Consider the following 16225-nt stretch of genomic DNA (forward strand, 5'->3'; position numbering starts at 1 on the left):
GCTCAGGTGTCCTGGTCCGCGCTCGTCGGCAGGGTGACCGTGGCACGCAACCCGCCCAGGGCGCCGTCGTCCAGCGTGACCTCGCCGCCGTGCTCGCGGGCGATCTCGCGGGCGATGGCCAGTCCCAGGCCCGCCCCGCCCGCGTCGCGCCCCCGCCCGGACCCGAGCCGGGTGAACCGGTCGAAGACGCGTTCGCGGTCCGCCGCCGGGATGCCGGGACCGTCGTCGTCGACCGTCACGACCCCGTCGCTCACCTCGACCCGGACCCGCCCGTCGGCGAACCGCCGGGCGTTGTCCACCAGGTTGCGCACCACCCGCACGACCGCCGAGGGGTCGACCACCGCCCGGCCCTCGCCGCGCAGGTCGACGTCCCCGGCGGCCTCACGGACGACCTCGCGCAGGTCGACGTCCTGCACCTCCAGCGGGGACGCGCCGACCCGGGCGAGGACGAGCAGGTCGTCCGCCAGGTTCTGCAGACGGACCACCTCGTGCTGGAGGTCGGCCATCAGCTCGGTGCGCTCGTACGCCTCGGGGTGCTCGCCGGCCACCTCGATGCTGGTACGCAGCGCGGCGATCGGGGACCGCAGCTCGTGGGCGGCGTCGGCCACGAAGTCGATCTGCCGCTGCGCCGACGTCTCCAGCCGGTCGAGCATCGCGTTGAGGGTCCGGGCCAGCGCGGCGAGCTCCTGGGCCTGCGGCACCGGCAGCGTGCCCGGACCACCGACACCGCTGACGCGGTCCGCGGCGGCGCGCAGCTCCTCCACCGGTCGCAGCGCCCGCCCGAGCAGCACCCACGTGACCAGGCCCAGCGCCAGGGTCAGCAGCGGGACGACGAGGCCCAGGGAGAGGCGCAGCGCCCCGAGCACGCCCTCGACGGTGGCCAGCGGGAGCGTGGCGACGACCCGTTCTCCCGTGGGCAGCGTGTCCACCAGCACGCGCACCGGACCCGACCCGTAGGCCGAGTCCTGGCGGGTCTGCGCCCCGTCGGACGTCGTGTCCAGGACGGAGGGGGCCAGCAGGGGGAGCGTCCGGCTCGCGTTCGGCGACGACGCGACGACGCGACCGGACGCGTCGACGAGCTGCACGATCTCGCCGGGCTCGTCGGCGGCCAGCACCCGGGGCAGCCGGTCCTCGGCGACGAGCTCGGCGACCTGGTCGGCCGTGCCGACGAGCACGGCGTCGGTCGCGGCGATGCGGCTCTGGGACACCACGGTCGTCAGCGCCAGCGCGCCGAGGACCAGGGCGGCGCCCGTCAGGCCGGCGGCGACCAGCGTGAGCCGCAGACGCAGCGACGAGCCCGGGGCCCCGGCCCGGCGACTCACCGTCCCACGACCCGGTACCCGGCGCCGCGCACGGTCTCGACCGCCGCCCGGCCGAGCTTGCGGCGCAGGTAGCCGACGTAGACCTCGACGACGTTGAGGTCGTCACCCGCGGCGTCCCACACGTGGTCGCGCAGCTCGACCTTCGTCAGCACCTCCCCGGGCCGGCGCATGAGGTGCTCGAGCAGCGCCGTCTCCCGCGTCGTGAGCTCGACGGGCACGTCGCCCTGTCGCACCTCCCGGGTGGCCGGGTCGAGGGTCAGGTTCCCGACCTGCAGCACGGCCGGGCGTGGCGGTGCCCCGCGGCGCAGCAGCGCGCGCAGGCGGGCGAGCAGCACGCTGAACGCGAAAGGTTTCGCCAGGTAGTCGTCGGCGCCGACGTCCAGGCCGCGGGTCACGTCGTCGTCGGAGTCCTTCGCGCTGAGCACGAGCACCGGCGTCCAGATCTCCGCGCGCCGCATCTCCCGCAGGATCTCCAGGCCGGACCGTCCGGGGAGCATGAGGTCCAGGACGACCGCGTCGTGGTCGTCCTCGAGGGCGAGCTGCAGCCCGGTGTCGCCGTCGGTCGCGACGTCGACGGCGAACCCCTCCGCCTGCAGGCCACGACGCAGGGCCCGCGCGAGCACCGCCTCGTCCTCCACCACCAGGATGCGCACCACCGCAGCATGGCACCGACGGGAACCGTCCGCGTGCCCAGGCCGGTCGTTCTCAGCCTGGTCTCAGGCACCCTCGGCCACAGTGGTCCCATGGACACCACGCGCAGCCTCTCGCCCCGGGTGCGGTGGGCGGTCCCGGCGGTCGCCGCCGGCGCCGTCGCCGCCGCCTTCCTCGTCCCCGCCACGGTCGGTGCCGTGGCCAGCGACGACCTGCCCGCGGTCACCGCCGACGAGCTGGTGGACCGCGTCGCCGCCGCCGAGAAGGTCCCGGTCTCCGGCACCGTGGTCTACACGGCCCGCCTCGGGCTGCCGGACGTCACCGTCTCCGAGCTGCAGGGTGCCGGCCCGCTCGACCTGCTCGGGGGCAGCACCACGATGCGGGTCTGGTCCGACGGCGAGGACTCCTCGCGGGCCGCGCTGCTCGGCGACGTCTCGGAGTACTCGGTGGTCCGCTCCGGGCCGGAGGCGTGGACGTACTCCAGCGCCGACGACGAGGCGGTCCACTACGTCGTCGACCCCGCGGACCTCGAGCGGTACGAGGCGCTCGCGGACGAGGCGGCCGAGCCGAGCGTGGAGGGCGACGTCCCGACGCCGTCCGAGGCGGCCGACCTGGCCCTGGCCCAGGCACGGATCTACACCGACATCACCACGACCGACCCCGTCGAGGTCGCCGGGCGCTCCGCCTACCAGGTGGAGCTGCGCCCGCAGACCGACGGCACCCTGGTCGACCGGATCCGTGTCGCCGTCGACGCCGAGACCTCCGTGGTGCTGCGCACCCAGGTCTGGAGCGTCCAGGACACCGAGGACCCGGCGCTCGAGGTGGGCTTCACCGACGTGTCGTTCGACGCCCCTGACCCCAGCGTGTTCGACTTCTCGCCGCCGGCCGGTGCGGAGGTGCGCGAGGTCGAGGTCCCGCTGCCCGAGCCGGGCACGATGGAGAAGCCCGGCAGCGAGGCGCTGGGCGAGGACGCCGGGTTCGCGGTCTCGGGCACCGGCTGGGAGACCGTGGTCGAGGTCTCCGACGTGGACGTCGAGGAGATCCTCGGCGCGACGGCCGAGGGCCGGCTGCCCGAGGGCAGCACCGGGTCCAGCGGCGCCGACGACCTGCTCGAGGAGTTCACGGACGCCGAGGAGGGCGAGCTGCCGGGCATCCCGGAGCTCGACACACAGGCCCTCTACGACCAGCTCACCACGCCCGTCGACGGCGGGCGGCTGCTGACCTCGGCGCTGCTGTCCGTGCTGGTGACGGACGACGGCCGGGTCCTGGCCGGGGCGGTGCCGCCGGCGACGCTCGAGGAGCTCGCCGGATGACGGCAGGCGGGCCCGCCGCGGAACCCGCGGTGCGCACCCGTGGCCTGACGAAGCGGTTCCGCTCGGGGCAGGTCGCCGTCGACCACATCGACCTGGTCGTCCCGCGGGGTGCCGTCTACGGGTTCCTCGGCCCCAACGGGTCGGGCAAGACGACGACGATCCGCATGCTGCTCGGGCTCGTGTCACCCACGGCCGGGTCGGTGGAGCTGCTGGGTTCGGCGATGCCCGGCGGGGGTCCGGTGGTGCTGCCGCGCGTCGGCGCCCTCGTCGAGGGTCCGGCGTTCCACCCGTACCTGTCGGCGCGGGCGAACCTCGAGCGGCTGGACGCCGTGGACGCCACCGCATCGCCGCGGTCCCGCCCGGGCCGGATCGACGCCGCGCTGGAGCGGGTCGGGCTGACGGCGGCCGCGGCCAAGAAGTACCGCCAGTACTCGCTGGGGATGAAGCAGCGGCTCGGGCTCGCGGCGGCGTTGCTGCGGCCGCGGGACCTGCTGCTGCTCGACGAGCCCACCAACGGCCTGGACCCGCAGGGCACGCGTGAGGTGCGGGCGCTGGTGCGCGAGCTCGCCGACGGCGGGGCCACCGTGCTCGTCTCCTCCCACCTGCTCAGCGAGATCGAGCAGGTGTGCTCGCACGTCGGGATCATGAGCCGCGGCGAGCTGCTCGCGCAGGGCACGCGCGCCGAGATCGCCGAGACGGGGACCACCGAGGTCCGGGTGATGACCCGCCCGGACCAGCGCGCTCACGTGGCCCGCGTCCTGACCGGGCTCGGGCTGGAGGACGTGCGCGTCGACGGCGAGGTGGTCGCCGCGCCGCTGGGCGGCACGGCCGTGGAGAAGGTCGCCCAGGCGGTGGTCGGCGACGGCATCGACCTGCTCGGTCTGGAGGTCCGCCGGCCCACCCTGGAGGACGTGTTCGTCCGGCTGACGGGGGAGGGCTTCGATGTCGATCGTTGACGCGCCCGCCCCCGTGGCCCCGGCGGCACCGGCCCGCGCGACCGCCCGCCTGCTGCGCAGCGAGCTGCGCCTCGTGTTCGGCCGGGTGCGCAACCTCGTGCTCCTGGCGGGCCTGGCGGCCGTCCCGCTGCTCATCGGGACCGTCCTGTTCGTCACGCAGAGCACGCCGGTGGCCGGCCAGGGGCCGCCGTTCCTGGACCGCGTGACCGGCAACGGGGTGTTCCTCGTGTTCGCCGCGCTGGTGAGCTGCCTGCCGTTCCTGCTGCCGCTGTGCGTGGCGATCGTCTCCGGCGACGCGGTCGCGGGGGAGGCGTCCACCGGCACCCTGCGCTACCTGCTGGTGGTGCCCGTCCCACGCACCCGGCTGCTGCTGGCCAAGGCGGTCGCCGCCCTGACGTTCGCGGGAGCGGCGGTCGTGGCGATCGCCGTCGTGGGCCTGGCGGCGGGGGCGGCCTACTTCGGGGTGGGGGACGTCGTGCTGCTCTCGGGGGACACGATCCCGCTGGCCGAGGGGATGCTGCGCACCCTGGGCGTGGTCGGCTACGTCATCGCGTCGCTGACCGGTCTGGTCGCCGTGGGCCTGTTCCTGTCGACGCTCACCGAGGTGCCGGTGGCCGCGATGGCCTCGACGGTGGTCGTGGCGATCGTCAGCGGTGTGCTGGACGCCCTGCCGCAGCTCTCCGCGATCCACCCCGGGCTGCTGACGCACCACTGGCTCGACTTCGGGGAGTTCCTCCGCCTGGAGGTGGACGCCTCGACGCTGCTGGCGGGCCTGGCCGTGCAGGGGGCGTGGGTCGCGATCTTCGGGGCGCTCGCCTGGAGCCGGTTCACGACGGCGGACGTGTCGTCCTGACGCTGGTATTGCTCACCAGATGAGCAATATACTGGGGCCGTGACGACGACCGCACCGCTGTTCCGCTCCGGCCTCCAGGAGCAGGTGCTGCGCGAGATCTTCCGGTCGTCGAGCGCGCTGACGTCGTCCGACATCGCCCGTCGGCTGGGGGAGCCCGTGTCCTCGGTATCCCGCGAGGTCCGATCACTGATGGCAGCCGGTGTGCTCACGGGGCGTCGGGCCGGGCGGCGGATGCTGGTCTCGTTCGACGAGTCCTCGCCCTATGTGCCTGGCCTCCAGATGATGCTCGGCGCGACGGCGACCGGCAGGTTCAGGCCCTCGTCCCCGCTCGCTTGGGTCGTGGCGCGACATCGGTCACGGCTGCGTGAGCTCGCCGCGACGCACGGTCTACTGCGGCTCCGCCTCGTCGGGTCGGTGGCGCGCAACGAAGATCGTCCGGACTCGGACGTCGATCTGCTGGTCGACGTCCCGCGGGGGCGCTCGTTCGCTGACCTCGGTGCCTTCGCGGCTGATGCCGAGGACCTTCTGGGAGTTCCGGTCGACATCATCAACTCCCGAGCGGTGCGACCCGAGGTGGCCGAGACGATCTCGCGAGAGGCCGTCGAGCTGTGAGTGCGGCGCGCCGGAGCCCGGAGTGGCATGTCGACCGGGCACTGCAGCACGTCGGACAGCTGCGGGAGCACCTGCACCGTGGCCTCGACCTGGATGATCCGCTGCTCCAGGACGCGGTGGCGATGCAGCTCGTGGCGACCATCGACGCCCTGATCGCCGCCGAGACGGTCGGTGCAGGAGAAGTGGCCGAGGCCTTCGGGGACACCTGGCGCAGGATGGTGGGGATGCGCAACCTCCTGGTCCACGAGTACGCGGTGCTGGATGTCGAGCTCCTACGCACTGCGGTGACCGTCGACCTGACCGCGGTGGAAGAGACTGCCCGCGGGCTTCGCCGGACGTGGACAGACCCTCACACGGGGTAGACGTCGACCTCGGCGGCCTTGACCGCCAGCCAGACCTCCCGGCCGGGAACCAGCCCGAGCTCGGCCACCGACCCGGGGGTGACGTCGGCGGCGAGCCGGTCGGTGCGCACGCGGACGAGGTCGCCGTGAGGTGCGAGGGACCGCACGGTGGCGCGGAAGGTGTTGCGCGGGGACCCGTGCGGGGCGTCGAGGTAGACGGCGACGGCGGCCGGCCGGCACACCGCCGTCATCGGGGTGCCGACGGCGACGTCGGGGGCGCCGTGACCGTGCACCACCTCGCCGCCCACGGTGGCGACGCCGTCGGACGTCCAGGTCCCCGACAGCAGGTTGAGGCCGGCGATCGACGCGGCGAAGGCGCTGCGCGGGCGGGACAGCACCTCCGCCGTCGGGCCGCGTTCGACGACGCGCCCGCCGTCGACGACGGCGACCTCGTCCGCGAGCAGCAGCGCGTCCAGGACGTCATGGGTCGCCAGGATCGTCGTCTGCCCGGCGAGCAGGTGCTGGAGCGTCTGGCGCAGCGCGGGGGTGACGTCGACGTCGAGGGCCGCCATCGGCTCGTCGAGGAGCAGCAGCCGGGGCGCGGCGGCCAACGACCGGGCGATCGCGACGCGTTGCGCCTGCCCGCCGGACAGCGCCGCCGGGCGGCGGTCGGTGAGCTCCGTGAGGCCGATCTCTGCCAGCCACCGGTCGGCCCGTGCGACGGCCTCGCGGCGGGTCGCGCCCTGGGCCCGGGGGCCGAACGCGATGTTCTCGCGCACGCTGAGGTGCGGGAACAGCATCGGGTCCTGGGCGAGCAGCGCGACCCGACGGCGGTGCGGGGGCACCCACGCGGTGCGGCGTCCGTCCCGCGCGCCGGCGAGCGCCCGGCCGTCCAGGGTGATCTCGCCGTCGTGCGGGCGCAGCGTCCCGGCGGCGAGACCGAGGGCCGTGGACTTGCCGGCCCCGTTGGGTCCGAGCAGCGCGAGCGTGCGGCCCTCGGCGACGTCGAGGCGGACGTCGAGCCCGCGGGAGGGGACGGTGGCGGACAGGGTGAACGTCATCGCACGACACCTCCAGCGCCCCGGCGGTGCGTGGCGGCGATGACGACGACGGCGACGGCCACCAGCAGCAAGGACAGCGCGACGGCTGCGTCCGGGTCGGTCTCTCGCTGCAGGTAGACCTCCAGCGGGAGCGTGCGCGTGACGCCCTGCAGGCTGCCCGCGAAGGTGATGGTGGCGCCGAACTCGCCGAGCGCCCGCGCGAACGCCAGCACCGTCCCGGAGACCAGGCCCGGCCACACCAGCGGCAGGGTGACGCGCCGCAGCACCGTCGTCGGGCTCGCGCCGAGCGACGCCGCCACGACGTCGTACCGCCCGCCGGCCGTGCGCAGGGCTCCCTCCAGGCTGACGACGAGGAACGGCAGGGCGACGAAGCTCTGGGCGAGCACCACCGCCGTCGTCGAGAACGCGATCTGCAGGCCGAGCACCTCCATCGACTCCCCGAGCAGGCCGCGGCGGCCGAAGGTGGACAGCAGCGCGACGCCGCCGACCACGGGCGGGAGCACCAGGGGGACGAGGACGAGGGAGCGCAGCAGGCGCTGGCCGGGGAACCGGCCACGCGCCAGCACGAGTGCCATCGGGATGCCGAGCACCAGGCACAGCAGCGTGCTCGCCGTCGCCGTCTGCAGGCTGAGCACCAGGGCGGCGCGGGCCGACTCGCTGGTGACCAGGGCCCCGTAGTTCGACCCGTCGACGCGGGTGCCCATCGCGACCAGGGGCAGCACGATGAACAGGCCGCCGACGACGGCGGGCAGGTAGGCCCAGCGGGGGAGCCCGGCGGGGACCTCGGCCGGGTCGTGTCGCGCGCGGGCGGTTGCGGCGCGCTCGGCGGTGGCCGGGGCGGTCATGGTGCGGTGAACCCGAGGTGGGCGAGCACGGCCTGGCTGTCGGGGGAGAGGACGGCGTCGACGAACTGCTGGGCGAGGTCGGCCTGGTCGGGGTTCTGCCCGGTCCGGTCGACCGTGGCGATCGGGTAGGTGTTCACCGCGGCGTCGGACTCGTCGAACGCGATGCCCTCGACCTGGTCACCGGCCCGGGCGACGTCGGTGACGTAGACGAGCCCGGCATCGGCCTCGCCCGCGCTCACCTTGCCCAGCACGTCGGTGACGCTCTGCTCCTCGCTGACCGGCTGCAGCGTGAGGCCGGCGTGGTCGACGACGGCGGTCGTGGCGGCGCCGCACGGCACCTCCGGGGCACAGACCACGAGGTTCACGGTCGGGTCCGTCAGGTCCTGGAGGTCGGCGATGCCGGCCGGGTTGCCGGCCGGGACGGCGATCTCGAGCGTGTTGGTGGCGAAAGCCTGGGGGGTGCCGACGAGCTCGTCCGCGACGAGCGTGTTCATGGTCGCGGTGTCGGCGGTGGCGACGACGTCGGCGGGGGCGCCCTGCTGGACCTGCGCGACCAGGTTGGACGACCCGGCGAGGCTGAGTCGGACCTCGACGCCGGGATGGTCGGCCTCGAAGTCCATGGCGATCTCGTCGAACGCCGCGGTCAGGGACGCGGCGGCGAAGACGGTCAGCGTGGTGTCCGCTTCACCGTCCGAGGTGGCCGCCGTGCCGGTGCTGCAGGCCGTGAGCGCGACGGTGGCGCTCGCGGCGACGGCCAGCGTTGCGGTGGCGCGCGTCGTGCGGCGGGGGAGTGCCGTCGTCATGCGTGGCCCCGGTGGGGGGTCTCGATGACGACGTTCGTCGACTTGATGGTGGCCACCGCGACCGAGCCGCGTTCCAGCCCGAGGTCGCGGACGGCCTCGCTGCTCATCAGGGAGACGACGCGGAACGGGCCGCACTGCAGCTCGACCTGCGCCATGACGGTGTCGACCGTCAGGTCGGTGACCAGCCCGACGAACCGGTTGCGGGCCGAGCTCTTCATGCCGTGTGGCAGCCCGGGCGGGGTGGCGTGCTCGCGGGCGACCACGGCCACCTCGTAGCCGTCGACGACCTTGCGGCCGGAGTCGTCGCGGTCGGCGGTGAGCAGCCCGCGGTCGACCCAGCGGCGGACGGTGTCGTCGCTGACGCCGAGGTAGACGGCGGCTTCGCTGATCCTCATCTGCGGCATTCCTCGAGGATACGCGGCGCGATTGCGTGCCGTGGCCTCGGTCGGGCTGCGGCTGAACGTCGTTCCTGCAGGCGGCGGCGTCGAAGAGCGTCAAGGAGTGTTGAAGATTCCCTTGTGCCGAGTCCAGGGCATGGCTAGGTTGTGGCCGGCAACCGGGCGGAAGCGATAGGGCGTCATCCTTCACGGAAGGTGCGTGTGCGTCCGGTGTGTCCACGACGGCGAGCGGGAGATTCGAGAAGAATGGTCACTGCTGACGAGTTCTGGGCCAGGCAGCACGCGCGAATGGCGAGAATTAACCATGCCAGCAGATTGGCGTCTTCACTGGTTGCGGCGGCCGCCATCGTGATGTTGGTAGCGATAGACTGGGCGGGTGGGATTCCGTGGATTGCGTTCGCCGGAGTGTTTCCGGGGACGGCGCTCGCCAGATCGTACGCCGTCAGCAAGAAGGCCTCACGACCATTCCCGGCGCTCAGGAATGGCTTTGTGTGGTTGATAGCAGTTTCTGCACTGGTGTCATCAGTGGGCGTCGTCTATCTCGCCTCTGAATTTTGGGGAGCGGCGGCGGCTGGTGTCGCATGCGTCCTCGTCGGGCTGTCGACGTTCCTCCTGGGAAGAATGATGGCAACATCCTCGCGCGGTGCGGCCTGAAGGGCCTGCCCTCGTTCCGCGCCATGAATTCTTCGCGCGAAGAACGTGTTGAACCCATGAGCGCACATCTCGATCACCGAAGCCTCCTGGAGTCTCTTGTCTCGTTGAACGGGAATATTACCCACCTTGTCGAGGCTCCGAACTTCTGGTCCGCTCGACGCGGGTTCCGCGGTCCAACTTGGTCGCGCAAACATTCGACTCGCACTCGATGCTTTCCTGAACAGGGACCTCTCGGCTGATCTTCTTGAGCGTTGGGCGGAGGTTGTGCACAGCGGGCCCTGAGAGGTTGAAAGAACCTCGAAGATTCTCTTGTGCAGATGTTGGCGCCGCTAGGTTGAGATGGAAGGGAATGGATGGACTAACGTATGGGCAAGTTCGAATTGATGCTAACCTCTCCAATCCGCAGGGCTCTGTGGTTGGTTGCGGGGGTGCTGGCGGTCCTGGTAAGTGTTTATGCAATCGGCGGCGGCGTTCTACGAGCCTTTGGTCCAAAAGCGGGCCGCATTGACGTGGCCAGGTTTGCCTCAGAAATTGGCGCCGGAAGCGTGGAGGTCGCCCTAGTCCTGGTAAGGATTAGGGCGCAGACATCTCTTATCATGCTGACGTGGGGATTGCTCCTGGGTTGGACCGGGATCTTGGGGCCAGCGGTGTTGCCCATGTATGACAAGGCTTTGGTCGTGACTTTGGCGTTCACCGGGCTCTTTTGCCTCTGGGCGGTGATCGAAGGCCTGTTCGCCTGGCCCAGCGTGCTGGTACCCCCCGAAGGGCAGGGTACGCCAGGATATCTTGCCTACCGGCGCCGGCGGGATGCTGACGAAAGTCTAGATGAATAGTGCGACGGTCCGCGCGGCGGCGTGGCATGTCTTGGCCGACGAGCTGGCGTGCGCTAGCGTGATGATAGGTGGCCCACAAGGCGCATTGGCTGGTGCTTGATTTTCGTGTCGCTGGAGAAAGTCGGCGGGCTGAGTGCAGGCATTCGGCCTGCGTCTGCTCTATCAGGACCTCTTCAGTTCGCCAGCGGCCAATCATTGGCGGATCGTTCGAGATGCGCGATCAGCGATCTGAGTTTTGGTGTTCGACTGCATCTTGCAGGGCCATCATGGCACTCCATGCGAGTCGTGTATCTGCGGCCTCGCGGGCAGCTTGCGGCGACTGCCGGGAAGGAGTGCTCCTCGGGTCGCGTGTGTGGCGCTCGTATGCTTTGCCTGTGGATCACGAGGCTGGCCGGCGGACTGTGGAGAGGCATCAACGAGCCGTCAGAGAGGCGGTGTGTGCCGGTCTAAAGGCCCCGCGGCGCTCGACGGTTCAGTTGACGGGACTCCTTGCCGTCCAGCGGCCAGGCGTAGGGAAGGCGCCGCGATTCCTGACTGCCGATGCCGTTGCAGTGATCAACCTGCCGGGCTTCGACAACTCGCAGATGGACGGGTACGCGGTCCGCGCCGCAGACCTCGCCAACGCCACCCCGTCGGACCCGGTCGAGCTGCCGGTCGGGGCGCCGGTCCCGGCGGGCACGCAGCCGCCACCTCTCACGCCCGGCACCGCGGCCCCCGTGATGACGGGTGCCCCGATCCCTGACGGCGCCGATGCCGTCATCAAGATCGAGGAGGCCGACCCGCCGGCCTTTCCCGAGCCCGGCATGGCAGCGACGGTCCGGTTCAGCGCACCGGTGGCGCCGGGCACCTTCGTCCGCCGCGCGGGTTCCGACGTCGCCGCCGGTGACGTCGTCGTCCCCGCGGGCACCCGGCTCGGTCCGGCACAGCTCGGCGTCCTCGTCGCCGCGGGCGTCACCGAGGTCGAGGTCGCCGAGCCGCCGCACGTGCTGCTGATCTCCACCGGGTCCGAGCTCGTCGCGGCCGGCGAGCCGCTCGGCCCGGCACAGCTCTACGACGCCAACGGCGCCGCCCTGACCGCCGCCCTGGCCGAGGTGGGGTGCCGCGTCACGCACCGGGTCGTCCCGGACGACCCGGCCGCGCTGCGTGCGGCCCTGGCCGAGCCGCCGGACGACGTCGCGCTCGTCGTCACCAGCGGCGGTGTCTCCGCCGGTGCGTACGAGGTGGTCCGCCAGACCCTCGCGGATGCCTGGTTCGGCCACGTCGCCGTCCAGCCCGGCGGGCCGCAGGGACTCGGCACGATCGCGCTGCGCGACCCGACGGCGCCGCGCGACGTGCCGCTGGTCGCGTTCCCCGGCAACCCGGTCAGCGCCCTGGTCTCCTTCGAGCTGTTCCTGCGCCCGGTGCTCGCCGAGGCCACCGGCGCCGTCCCCGCCCACCGGCCCCGCGGCCGGGCGCCGCTCGCCGAGGCGATCGACTCACCCGAGCACCTGCACCAGGTCCGCCGGGGCCGCCTCGACGCCGACGGCCGGGTCGAGATGGTCGGCGGGCCGGGATCCCACCTCCTGGCCCACCTCGCGATGGCTACGCTGCTGGTACACGTACCGCCCGGCGTCGCGCACCTCGACGCGGGGGACGACGTCGACTACTGGGAGATCCGATGAGCGACCTGTCCCACTACCGCGACGACGGCGCCGCCCACATGGTCGACGTCACCGCGAAGGACGTCACGAAACGCCGCGCCACCGCCCGGGGCGTGCTGCGCACCCGGGCCGACGTCGTCGACCGGATCGCGTCGGGCGACCTGCCGAAGGGCGAGGCGATCGCGACCGCCCGCATCGCGGGGATCATGGGCGCCAAGCGCACCCCGGACCTCGTGCCGCTGTGCCACCCGCTGCCGCTCTCCGGCGTCGACCTCGACATCACCCCGGCCGACGACGGTTCCGGATCCGTCGAGATCACCGCGACCGTGAAGACCACCGGCCGCACCGGTGTCGAGATGGAGGCGCTGACCGCCGTCACCGTTGCCGGGCTCACGCTGTACGACATGATCAAGGCCGTCGACAAGGCCGCCGTCCTCACCGACATCGAGGTCGTCGCCAAGTCCGGCGGGAAGTCGGGCGACTGGACCCGGGAGGAGCAGGCATGAGAGCCGCGATCGTCGTCGCCTCGGGGCGCGCCGCCGCCGGCGTCTACGAGGACCGTTCCGGACCGGCAGCGACCGAGTGGTTCACCGCCCGGGGCTGGGAGGTGCTGCCCGTCGTCGTCGTGCCGGACGGCGAACCTGTCCGGGACGCCCTGCTCGAGCTGGTCGAGGGGGACGACGCCGCCCCGGACGTCATCGTCACGTCCGGCGGGACGGGGATCTCGCCGACGGACGCCACCCCCGAGGCCACCCGTGCCGTGCTGGACCGTGAGGTGCCCGGCATCGCCGAGCTCGTGCGCGCCAGGTCGCTGGCGCCCACGGACCCGGCGAAGAAGGCCGTCCCGGGTGCCGCCCTCTCCCGCGGGATCGCCGGGGTCGCCGACCGCACCCTGATCGTCAACCTGCCGGGGTCGGTCGGGGGAGTGGTCGACGGCCTCGACGCCCTCGCCGACGTGCTGCCGCACGCCGTCGACCAGCTCGCCGGCCGCGACCACGACGGCGGACACCCCCAGGGTCATGGCCACGGCCACCACCACGAAGTCGCGCCCGGTCGTACCGTCCGTCACGGGGTCGCACCCGCCGGGTACGACGCCGTGACACAGGGTACGACCGCGGCGGACGGTGGTGAGGCAGGAGTCGCGAGCGAGGCCGCCACGGCGACGGACCGGGCGACCGTCCTGCGCGCCGACGTCCTGGACACCCCGCTCGACGGCCTGCTGGTCGAGCTGAGCGACCTCGTCCGCGACGACACCTGCGGGGCGGTGGCCACGTTCGTCGGGCACGTCCGCGACCACGACGAGGGCCGCGGCGTGACCGCCCTGCACTACGAGGCGCACCCGCAGGCCGCCGAGATCCTCCACGAGGTCGCCGAGCGGGTGACCACCCGCACGGCCGCGGTGACCGGCGACACCGTGCGCGCCGCCGTCGTGCACCGCACCGGGGACCTGCAGGTCGGGGACGTCGCGGTCGTCGCCGCCGTGGCCGCCGGGCACCGCCAGGGCGCCTTCACCGCCGCGAGCGACCTCATCGAGGAGCTCAAGGCCGAGGTGCCGATCTGGAAGCAGCAGGGGTTCACCGACGGCTCCAGCGAGTGGGTGGCCTCGCTCGGCTGACCCCGGGCACTCATCCGCTGTTTACCCTGGTGACAGGTGGTTGACGCCGTCCCGCCACGCAGCGTTCCTAGCGTCAGGGCTGGTCATGCCCCCTCTGCCCAGGAGAGCCCTGATGACGATCACGCCCGAGTCCCGGCCGCAGCTGCCCGTGGTGGCCACGCCCCACTACGCCCGCGGCAAGCGTGCCGCGGCGACGTGCCGGTTCAAGTGCGCCGACGCCTGCGCGCACCCCGCGCCGAACCTCAGCGCCAACGAGTACTTCCGTGACATCGCCTCGCGGGCGCTGAGCCGCCGCGTGATGCTCGGCGGTGCTGCCGCTGCGGCGGCGGCCGTCGTCGTCGGTGCCCAGGCCCTCGGCGCCCCGCCCGCTGCGGCCTCCGTCGCGGGGAAGAAGCCGGTCAAGGGCCTCGCGTTCGGCGCCATCGCCGCCCAGCCCATGGAGCAGGACGCCGTCGTCGTCCCCGAGGGCTACGCGTGGTCGCCGATCATCCGGTGGGGCGACCCGATCCTGCCGGGCGGACGCGCGTTCGACCCCGCGCACCAGACCCCCGAGCAGCAGGCCCGGCAGTTCGGCTACAACTGCGACTACCTGGACATCCTGCCCGAGGACCCGCAGCACATCCGGTCCATGGTCGAGACCCGCCGCGGGACGAAGGGCTTGCTCGTGGCCAACCACGAGTACACCAACCCGGACATCATGTTCGACGCCTCCTACGACGCCGCGACGCGGCGGGCCATCGAGCGGGCCGCGCACGGCATGTCGGTGGTCGAGGTGACCCGTGACAGAACCGGCACCCCGTGGGAGTACTCCCGCATCGCCCCGCTGAACCGTCGCATCCACCTGGGCACCGCGTTCACGATCGACGGCCCCGCCGCCGGCGACGACCTGCTCAAGACCGTCGCCGACCCCACGGGCACGAAGGTCTACGGGACGCTGAACAACTGCGCCGGCGGCACGACCCCGTGGGGCACCGTCGTCTCCGGCGAGGAGAACTTCCACGGGTACCTGCGCGTCAACGGTCAGGACGCGCGCGACGCCCGCTACGGCCTGCGCAACACGGCCACCCGCTACGGCTGGGAGCTGGACGACCCGCGGTTCGACGGCAACAACCCCGGCTACGAGAACGAGAACCGCCGCTTCGGCTGGGTCGTCGAGATGGACCCGTACGACCCGACGGCCGCGCCGGTGAAGCACACCGCGCTCGGCCGGTTCAAGCACGAGGGGGCCAACGTCATCCTGGCCGCGGACAAGCGCGCCGTCGTCTACATGGGCGACGACGAGCGGTTCGACTACGTCTACAAGTTCGTCTCGACCGACCGCATGCGCGAGGGCAACAGCGCCGCCGCCCGCGAGCACAACAAGACCCTGCTGTCCTCGGGCGACCTGTACGTCGCGCGTTTCGACGGCGACTCCCCGGCCTCGGAGATCGACGGCTCGGGCGCGGTGCCCTCCGACGGCGCCTTCGACGGCACCGGCGAGTGGCTGCCGCTGGTGCTCGACGGCGAGTCGCAGGTGGACGGGATGTCGCTGGCCGAGGTGCTGGTCTTCACCCGCGTGGCGGCCGACACCGTCGGTGCCACCAAGATGGACCGCCCCGAGGACGTCGAGCCGAACCCGTTCACGGGCCGCATCTACGTCGCCTGCACCAACAACTCGAACCGCGCTCGCGACGGCTACCCCGGCGTCGACGAGGCCAACCCGCGGGGGTCGAACCGCGACGGCCACGTCGTGGAGATCATCGAGGACGGCGGCGACCAGACGGCCACCACGTTCACCTGGAACCTGCTCATCGTGGCCGGCGACCCCGAGGTCAACGACTCGACCTACTTCTCCGGCTTCCCGGCCGACAAGGTCTCGCCGATCTCCTGCCCCGACAACGTCGCCTTCGACGCCGACGGCAACCTGTGGATCTCCACCGACGGCCAGCCGTCGTCGATCCAGAAGAGCGACGGCCTGTTCAAGGTGACGCTCGACGGCGCGCAGCGGGGCCGGGTCGAGCAGTTCCTCGCCGTGCCGCGCAGCGCCGAGACCTGCGGTCCCGTCGTCGACGTGCGGGACTCGATGGCGTACGTCAACGTCCAGCACCCGGGCGACGACGGCAGCTGGGGCGCGCAGACGTCGTACTTCCCGGACTACCTGGCCGACGGCGAGACGGTCCCGGCCGGTGCCTGGCGCGGGCCGCGGCCGTCCACGATCCAGGTGTTCCCGGCCGGTGCCGGGGAGACGCCGCGCGGGCAGCACCAGGGGCCCGGCCCCTTCCGCGAGCCCCGCGGCGGCCGCTGAGTCAGGACACGCCTCGCCGAGTCAGGGCGGATCCGCACGAGTCA

At 72.6% G+C, this 16225-nt stretch carries 17 protein-coding genes; 11 read left to right on the top strand and 6 right to left on the bottom strand.

Annotation, left to right across the window (positions count from 1 at the left end; translation table 11 throughout):
* Nucleotides 1–2: 2 nt before the first annotated feature.
* Nucleotides 3–1322: a HAMP domain-containing sensor histidine kinase gene (locus tag Q6347_RS05355; protein WP_304606842.1), complete on the bottom strand. Its 1320-nt coding sequence runs from the start codon at nt 1320–1322 to the stop codon at nt 3–5.
* Complete coding sequence (locus tag Q6347_RS05360) at nt 1319–1975, bottom strand: response regulator transcription factor (protein ID WP_304606885.1); 657 nt, start codon at nt 1973–1975, stop codon at nt 1319–1321. Before Q6347_RS05360 ends, Q6347_RS05355 begins: the two co-directional genes overlap by 4 nt.
* Before the next feature lie 90 nt (nt 1976–2065).
* Here Q6347_RS05360 and Q6347_RS05365 point away from each other — a divergent pair, with 90 nt between their 5' ends.
* From Q6347_RS05365 to Q6347_RS05385, 5 genes are read left to right on the top strand one after another with little or no spacing between them, the layout of a single operon-like run.
* A complete protein-coding gene (locus Q6347_RS05365) occupies nt 2066–3286 on the top strand; it encodes a hypothetical protein (RefSeq protein WP_304606843.1) in 1221 nt (406 codons plus the stop codon).
* Entirely contained in the window at nt 3283–4242 is a 960-nt protein-coding gene (locus Q6347_RS05370) for an ABC transporter ATP-binding protein (RefSeq protein WP_304606844.1), read from the top strand. Before Q6347_RS05365 ends, Q6347_RS05370 begins: the two co-directional genes overlap by 4 nt.
* Nucleotides 4229–5095 (top strand): ABC transporter permease, encoded by an 867-nt coding sequence (locus tag Q6347_RS05375; RefSeq protein WP_304606845.1) that lies wholly within the window; start codon nt 4229–4231, stop codon nt 5093–5095. Before Q6347_RS05370 ends, Q6347_RS05375 begins: the two co-directional genes overlap by 14 nt.
* Before the next feature lie 39 nt (nt 5096–5134).
* Nucleotides 5135–5707, top strand: a complete 573-nt coding sequence (locus Q6347_RS05380; RefSeq protein WP_304606846.1) for a nucleotidyltransferase domain-containing protein — start codon at nt 5135–5137, stop codon at nt 5705–5707.
* Nucleotides 5704–6069: a HepT-like ribonuclease domain-containing protein gene (locus Q6347_RS05385; RefSeq protein WP_304606847.1), complete on the top strand. Its 366-nt coding sequence runs from the start codon at nt 5704–5706 to the stop codon at nt 6067–6069. Before Q6347_RS05380 ends, Q6347_RS05385 begins: the two co-directional genes overlap by 4 nt.
* On the opposite strand, the gene Q6347_RS05390 is transcribed toward Q6347_RS05385, so the two are convergent.
* From Q6347_RS05390 to Q6347_RS05405, 4 genes are read right to left on the bottom strand one after another with little or no spacing between them, the layout of a single operon-like run.
* Nucleotides 6057–7109: a sulfate/molybdate ABC transporter ATP-binding protein gene (locus Q6347_RS05390; RefSeq protein WP_304606848.1), complete on the bottom strand. Its 1053-nt coding sequence runs from the start codon at nt 7107–7109 to the stop codon at nt 6057–6059. The two genes, Q6347_RS05385 and Q6347_RS05390, sit on opposite strands and share 13 nt — an antisense overlap.
* Nucleotides 7106–7954, bottom strand: coding sequence for an ABC transporter permease (locus Q6347_RS05395; RefSeq protein ID WP_304606849.1), 849 nt, complete (start codon nt 7952–7954; stop codon nt 7106–7108). Before Q6347_RS05395 ends, Q6347_RS05390 begins: the two co-directional genes overlap by 4 nt.
* Nucleotides 7951–8757 carry a molybdate ABC transporter substrate-binding protein gene (gene modA, locus Q6347_RS05400; RefSeq protein WP_304606850.1) on the bottom strand — a complete coding sequence of 269 codons (807 nt, stop codon included), beginning with the start codon at nt 8755–8757 and terminating at the stop codon, nt 7951–7953. The genes Q6347_RS05395 and modA overlap by 4 nt, the downstream gene beginning before the upstream one ends.
* On the bottom strand, nt 8754–9161 hold the full coding sequence (locus Q6347_RS05405) for a molybdopterin-binding protein (protein WP_304602373.1): 408 nt from the start codon (nt 9159–9161) through the stop codon (nt 8754–8756). The genes modA and Q6347_RS05405 overlap by 4 nt, the downstream gene beginning before the upstream one ends.
* Nucleotides 9162–9401: 240 nt before the next feature.
* On the opposite strand from Q6347_RS05405, the gene Q6347_RS05410 reads away from it, so the two are divergent.
* The 6 genes from Q6347_RS05410 (at nt 9402) to Q6347_RS05435 (ending at nt 16181) form a co-directional block, all read left to right on the top strand.
* Nucleotides 9402–9809 carry a hypothetical protein gene (locus tag Q6347_RS05410; protein WP_304602372.1) on the top strand — a complete coding sequence of 136 codons (408 nt, stop codon included), beginning with the start codon at nt 9402–9404 and terminating at the stop codon, nt 9807–9809.
* Nucleotides 9810–10174: 365 nt separating this feature from the next.
* Nucleotides 10175–10642: a hypothetical protein gene (locus tag Q6347_RS05415; RefSeq protein ID WP_304606851.1), complete on the top strand. Its 468-nt coding sequence runs from the start codon at nt 10175–10177 to the stop codon at nt 10640–10642.
* 434 nt (nt 10643–11076) lie between these two features.
* Nucleotides 11077–12303 (top strand): gephyrin-like molybdotransferase Glp, encoded by a 1227-nt coding sequence (gene glp, locus Q6347_RS05420; protein ID WP_369810808.1) that lies wholly within the window; start codon nt 11077–11079, stop codon nt 12301–12303.
* Nucleotides 12300–12788: a cyclic pyranopterin monophosphate synthase MoaC gene (moaC, locus tag Q6347_RS05425; protein ID WP_304606853.1), complete on the top strand. Its 489-nt coding sequence runs from the start codon at nt 12300–12302 to the stop codon at nt 12786–12788. Before glp ends, moaC begins: the two co-directional genes overlap by 4 nt.
* Nucleotides 12785–13897 carry a molybdenum cofactor biosynthesis protein MoaE gene (locus tag Q6347_RS05430; protein WP_304606854.1) on the top strand — a complete coding sequence of 371 codons (1113 nt, stop codon included), beginning with the start codon at nt 12785–12787 and terminating at the stop codon, nt 13895–13897. Before moaC ends, Q6347_RS05430 begins: the two co-directional genes overlap by 4 nt.
* Before the next feature lie 112 nt (nt 13898–14009).
* Nucleotides 14010–16181, top strand: a complete 2172-nt coding sequence (locus Q6347_RS05435; RefSeq protein ID WP_304606855.1) for a PhoX family phosphatase — start codon at nt 14010–14012, stop codon at nt 16179–16181.
* Nucleotides 16182–16225 lie beyond the last annotated feature (44 nt).

This window comes from Isoptericola sp. b408 (assembly GCF_030588085.1).
GTDB classification, from domain to species: domain Bacteria; phylum Actinomycetota; class Actinomycetes; order Actinomycetales; family Cellulomonadaceae; genus Isoptericola; species Isoptericola sediminis.

Excerpts from the sequence above, each read along its gene's own strand:
- Q6347_RS05365 (WP_304606843.1), top strand. The coding sequence starts at position 2,066 with ATGGACACCACGCGCAGCCTCTCGCCCCGGGTGCGGTGGGCGGTCCCG.
- Q6347_RS05370 (WP_304606844.1), top strand. The coding sequence starts at position 3,283 with ATGACGGCAGGCGGGCCCGCCGCGGAACCCGCGGTGCGCACCCGTGGC.
- Q6347_RS05375 (WP_304606845.1), top strand. The coding sequence starts at position 4,229 with ATGTCGATCGTTGACGCGCCCGCCCCCGTGGCCCCGGCGGCACCGGCC.
- Q6347_RS05390 (WP_304606848.1), bottom strand. The coding sequence starts at position 7,109 with ATGACGTTCACCCTGTCCGCCACCGTCCCCTCCCGCGGGCTCGACGTC.
- Q6347_RS05395 (WP_304606849.1), bottom strand. The coding sequence starts at position 7,954 with ATGACCGCCCCGGCCACCGCCGAGCGCGCCGCAACCGCCCGCGCGCGA.
- modA (WP_304606850.1), bottom strand. The coding sequence starts at position 8,757 with ATGACGACGGCACTCCCCCGCCGCACGACGCGCGCCACCGCAACGCTG.
- Q6347_RS05405 (WP_304602373.1), bottom strand. The coding sequence starts at position 9,161 with ATGCCGCAGATGAGGATCAGCGAAGCCGCCGTCTACCTCGGCGTCAGC.
- Q6347_RS05410 (WP_304602372.1), top strand. The coding sequence starts at position 9,402 with ATGGTCACTGCTGACGAGTTCTGGGCCAGGCAGCACGCGCGAATGGCG.
- Q6347_RS05415 (WP_304606851.1), top strand. The coding sequence starts at position 10,175 with ATGGGCAAGTTCGAATTGATGCTAACCTCTCCAATCCGCAGGGCTCTG.
- moaC (WP_304606853.1), top strand. The coding sequence starts at position 12,300 with ATGAGCGACCTGTCCCACTACCGCGACGACGGCGCCGCCCACATGGTC.
- Q6347_RS05430 (WP_304606854.1), top strand. The coding sequence starts at position 12,785 with ATGAGAGCCGCGATCGTCGTCGCCTCGGGGCGCGCCGCCGCCGGCGTC.
- Q6347_RS05435 (WP_304606855.1), top strand. The coding sequence starts at position 14,010 with ATGACGATCACGCCCGAGTCCCGGCCGCAGCTGCCCGTGGTGGCCACG.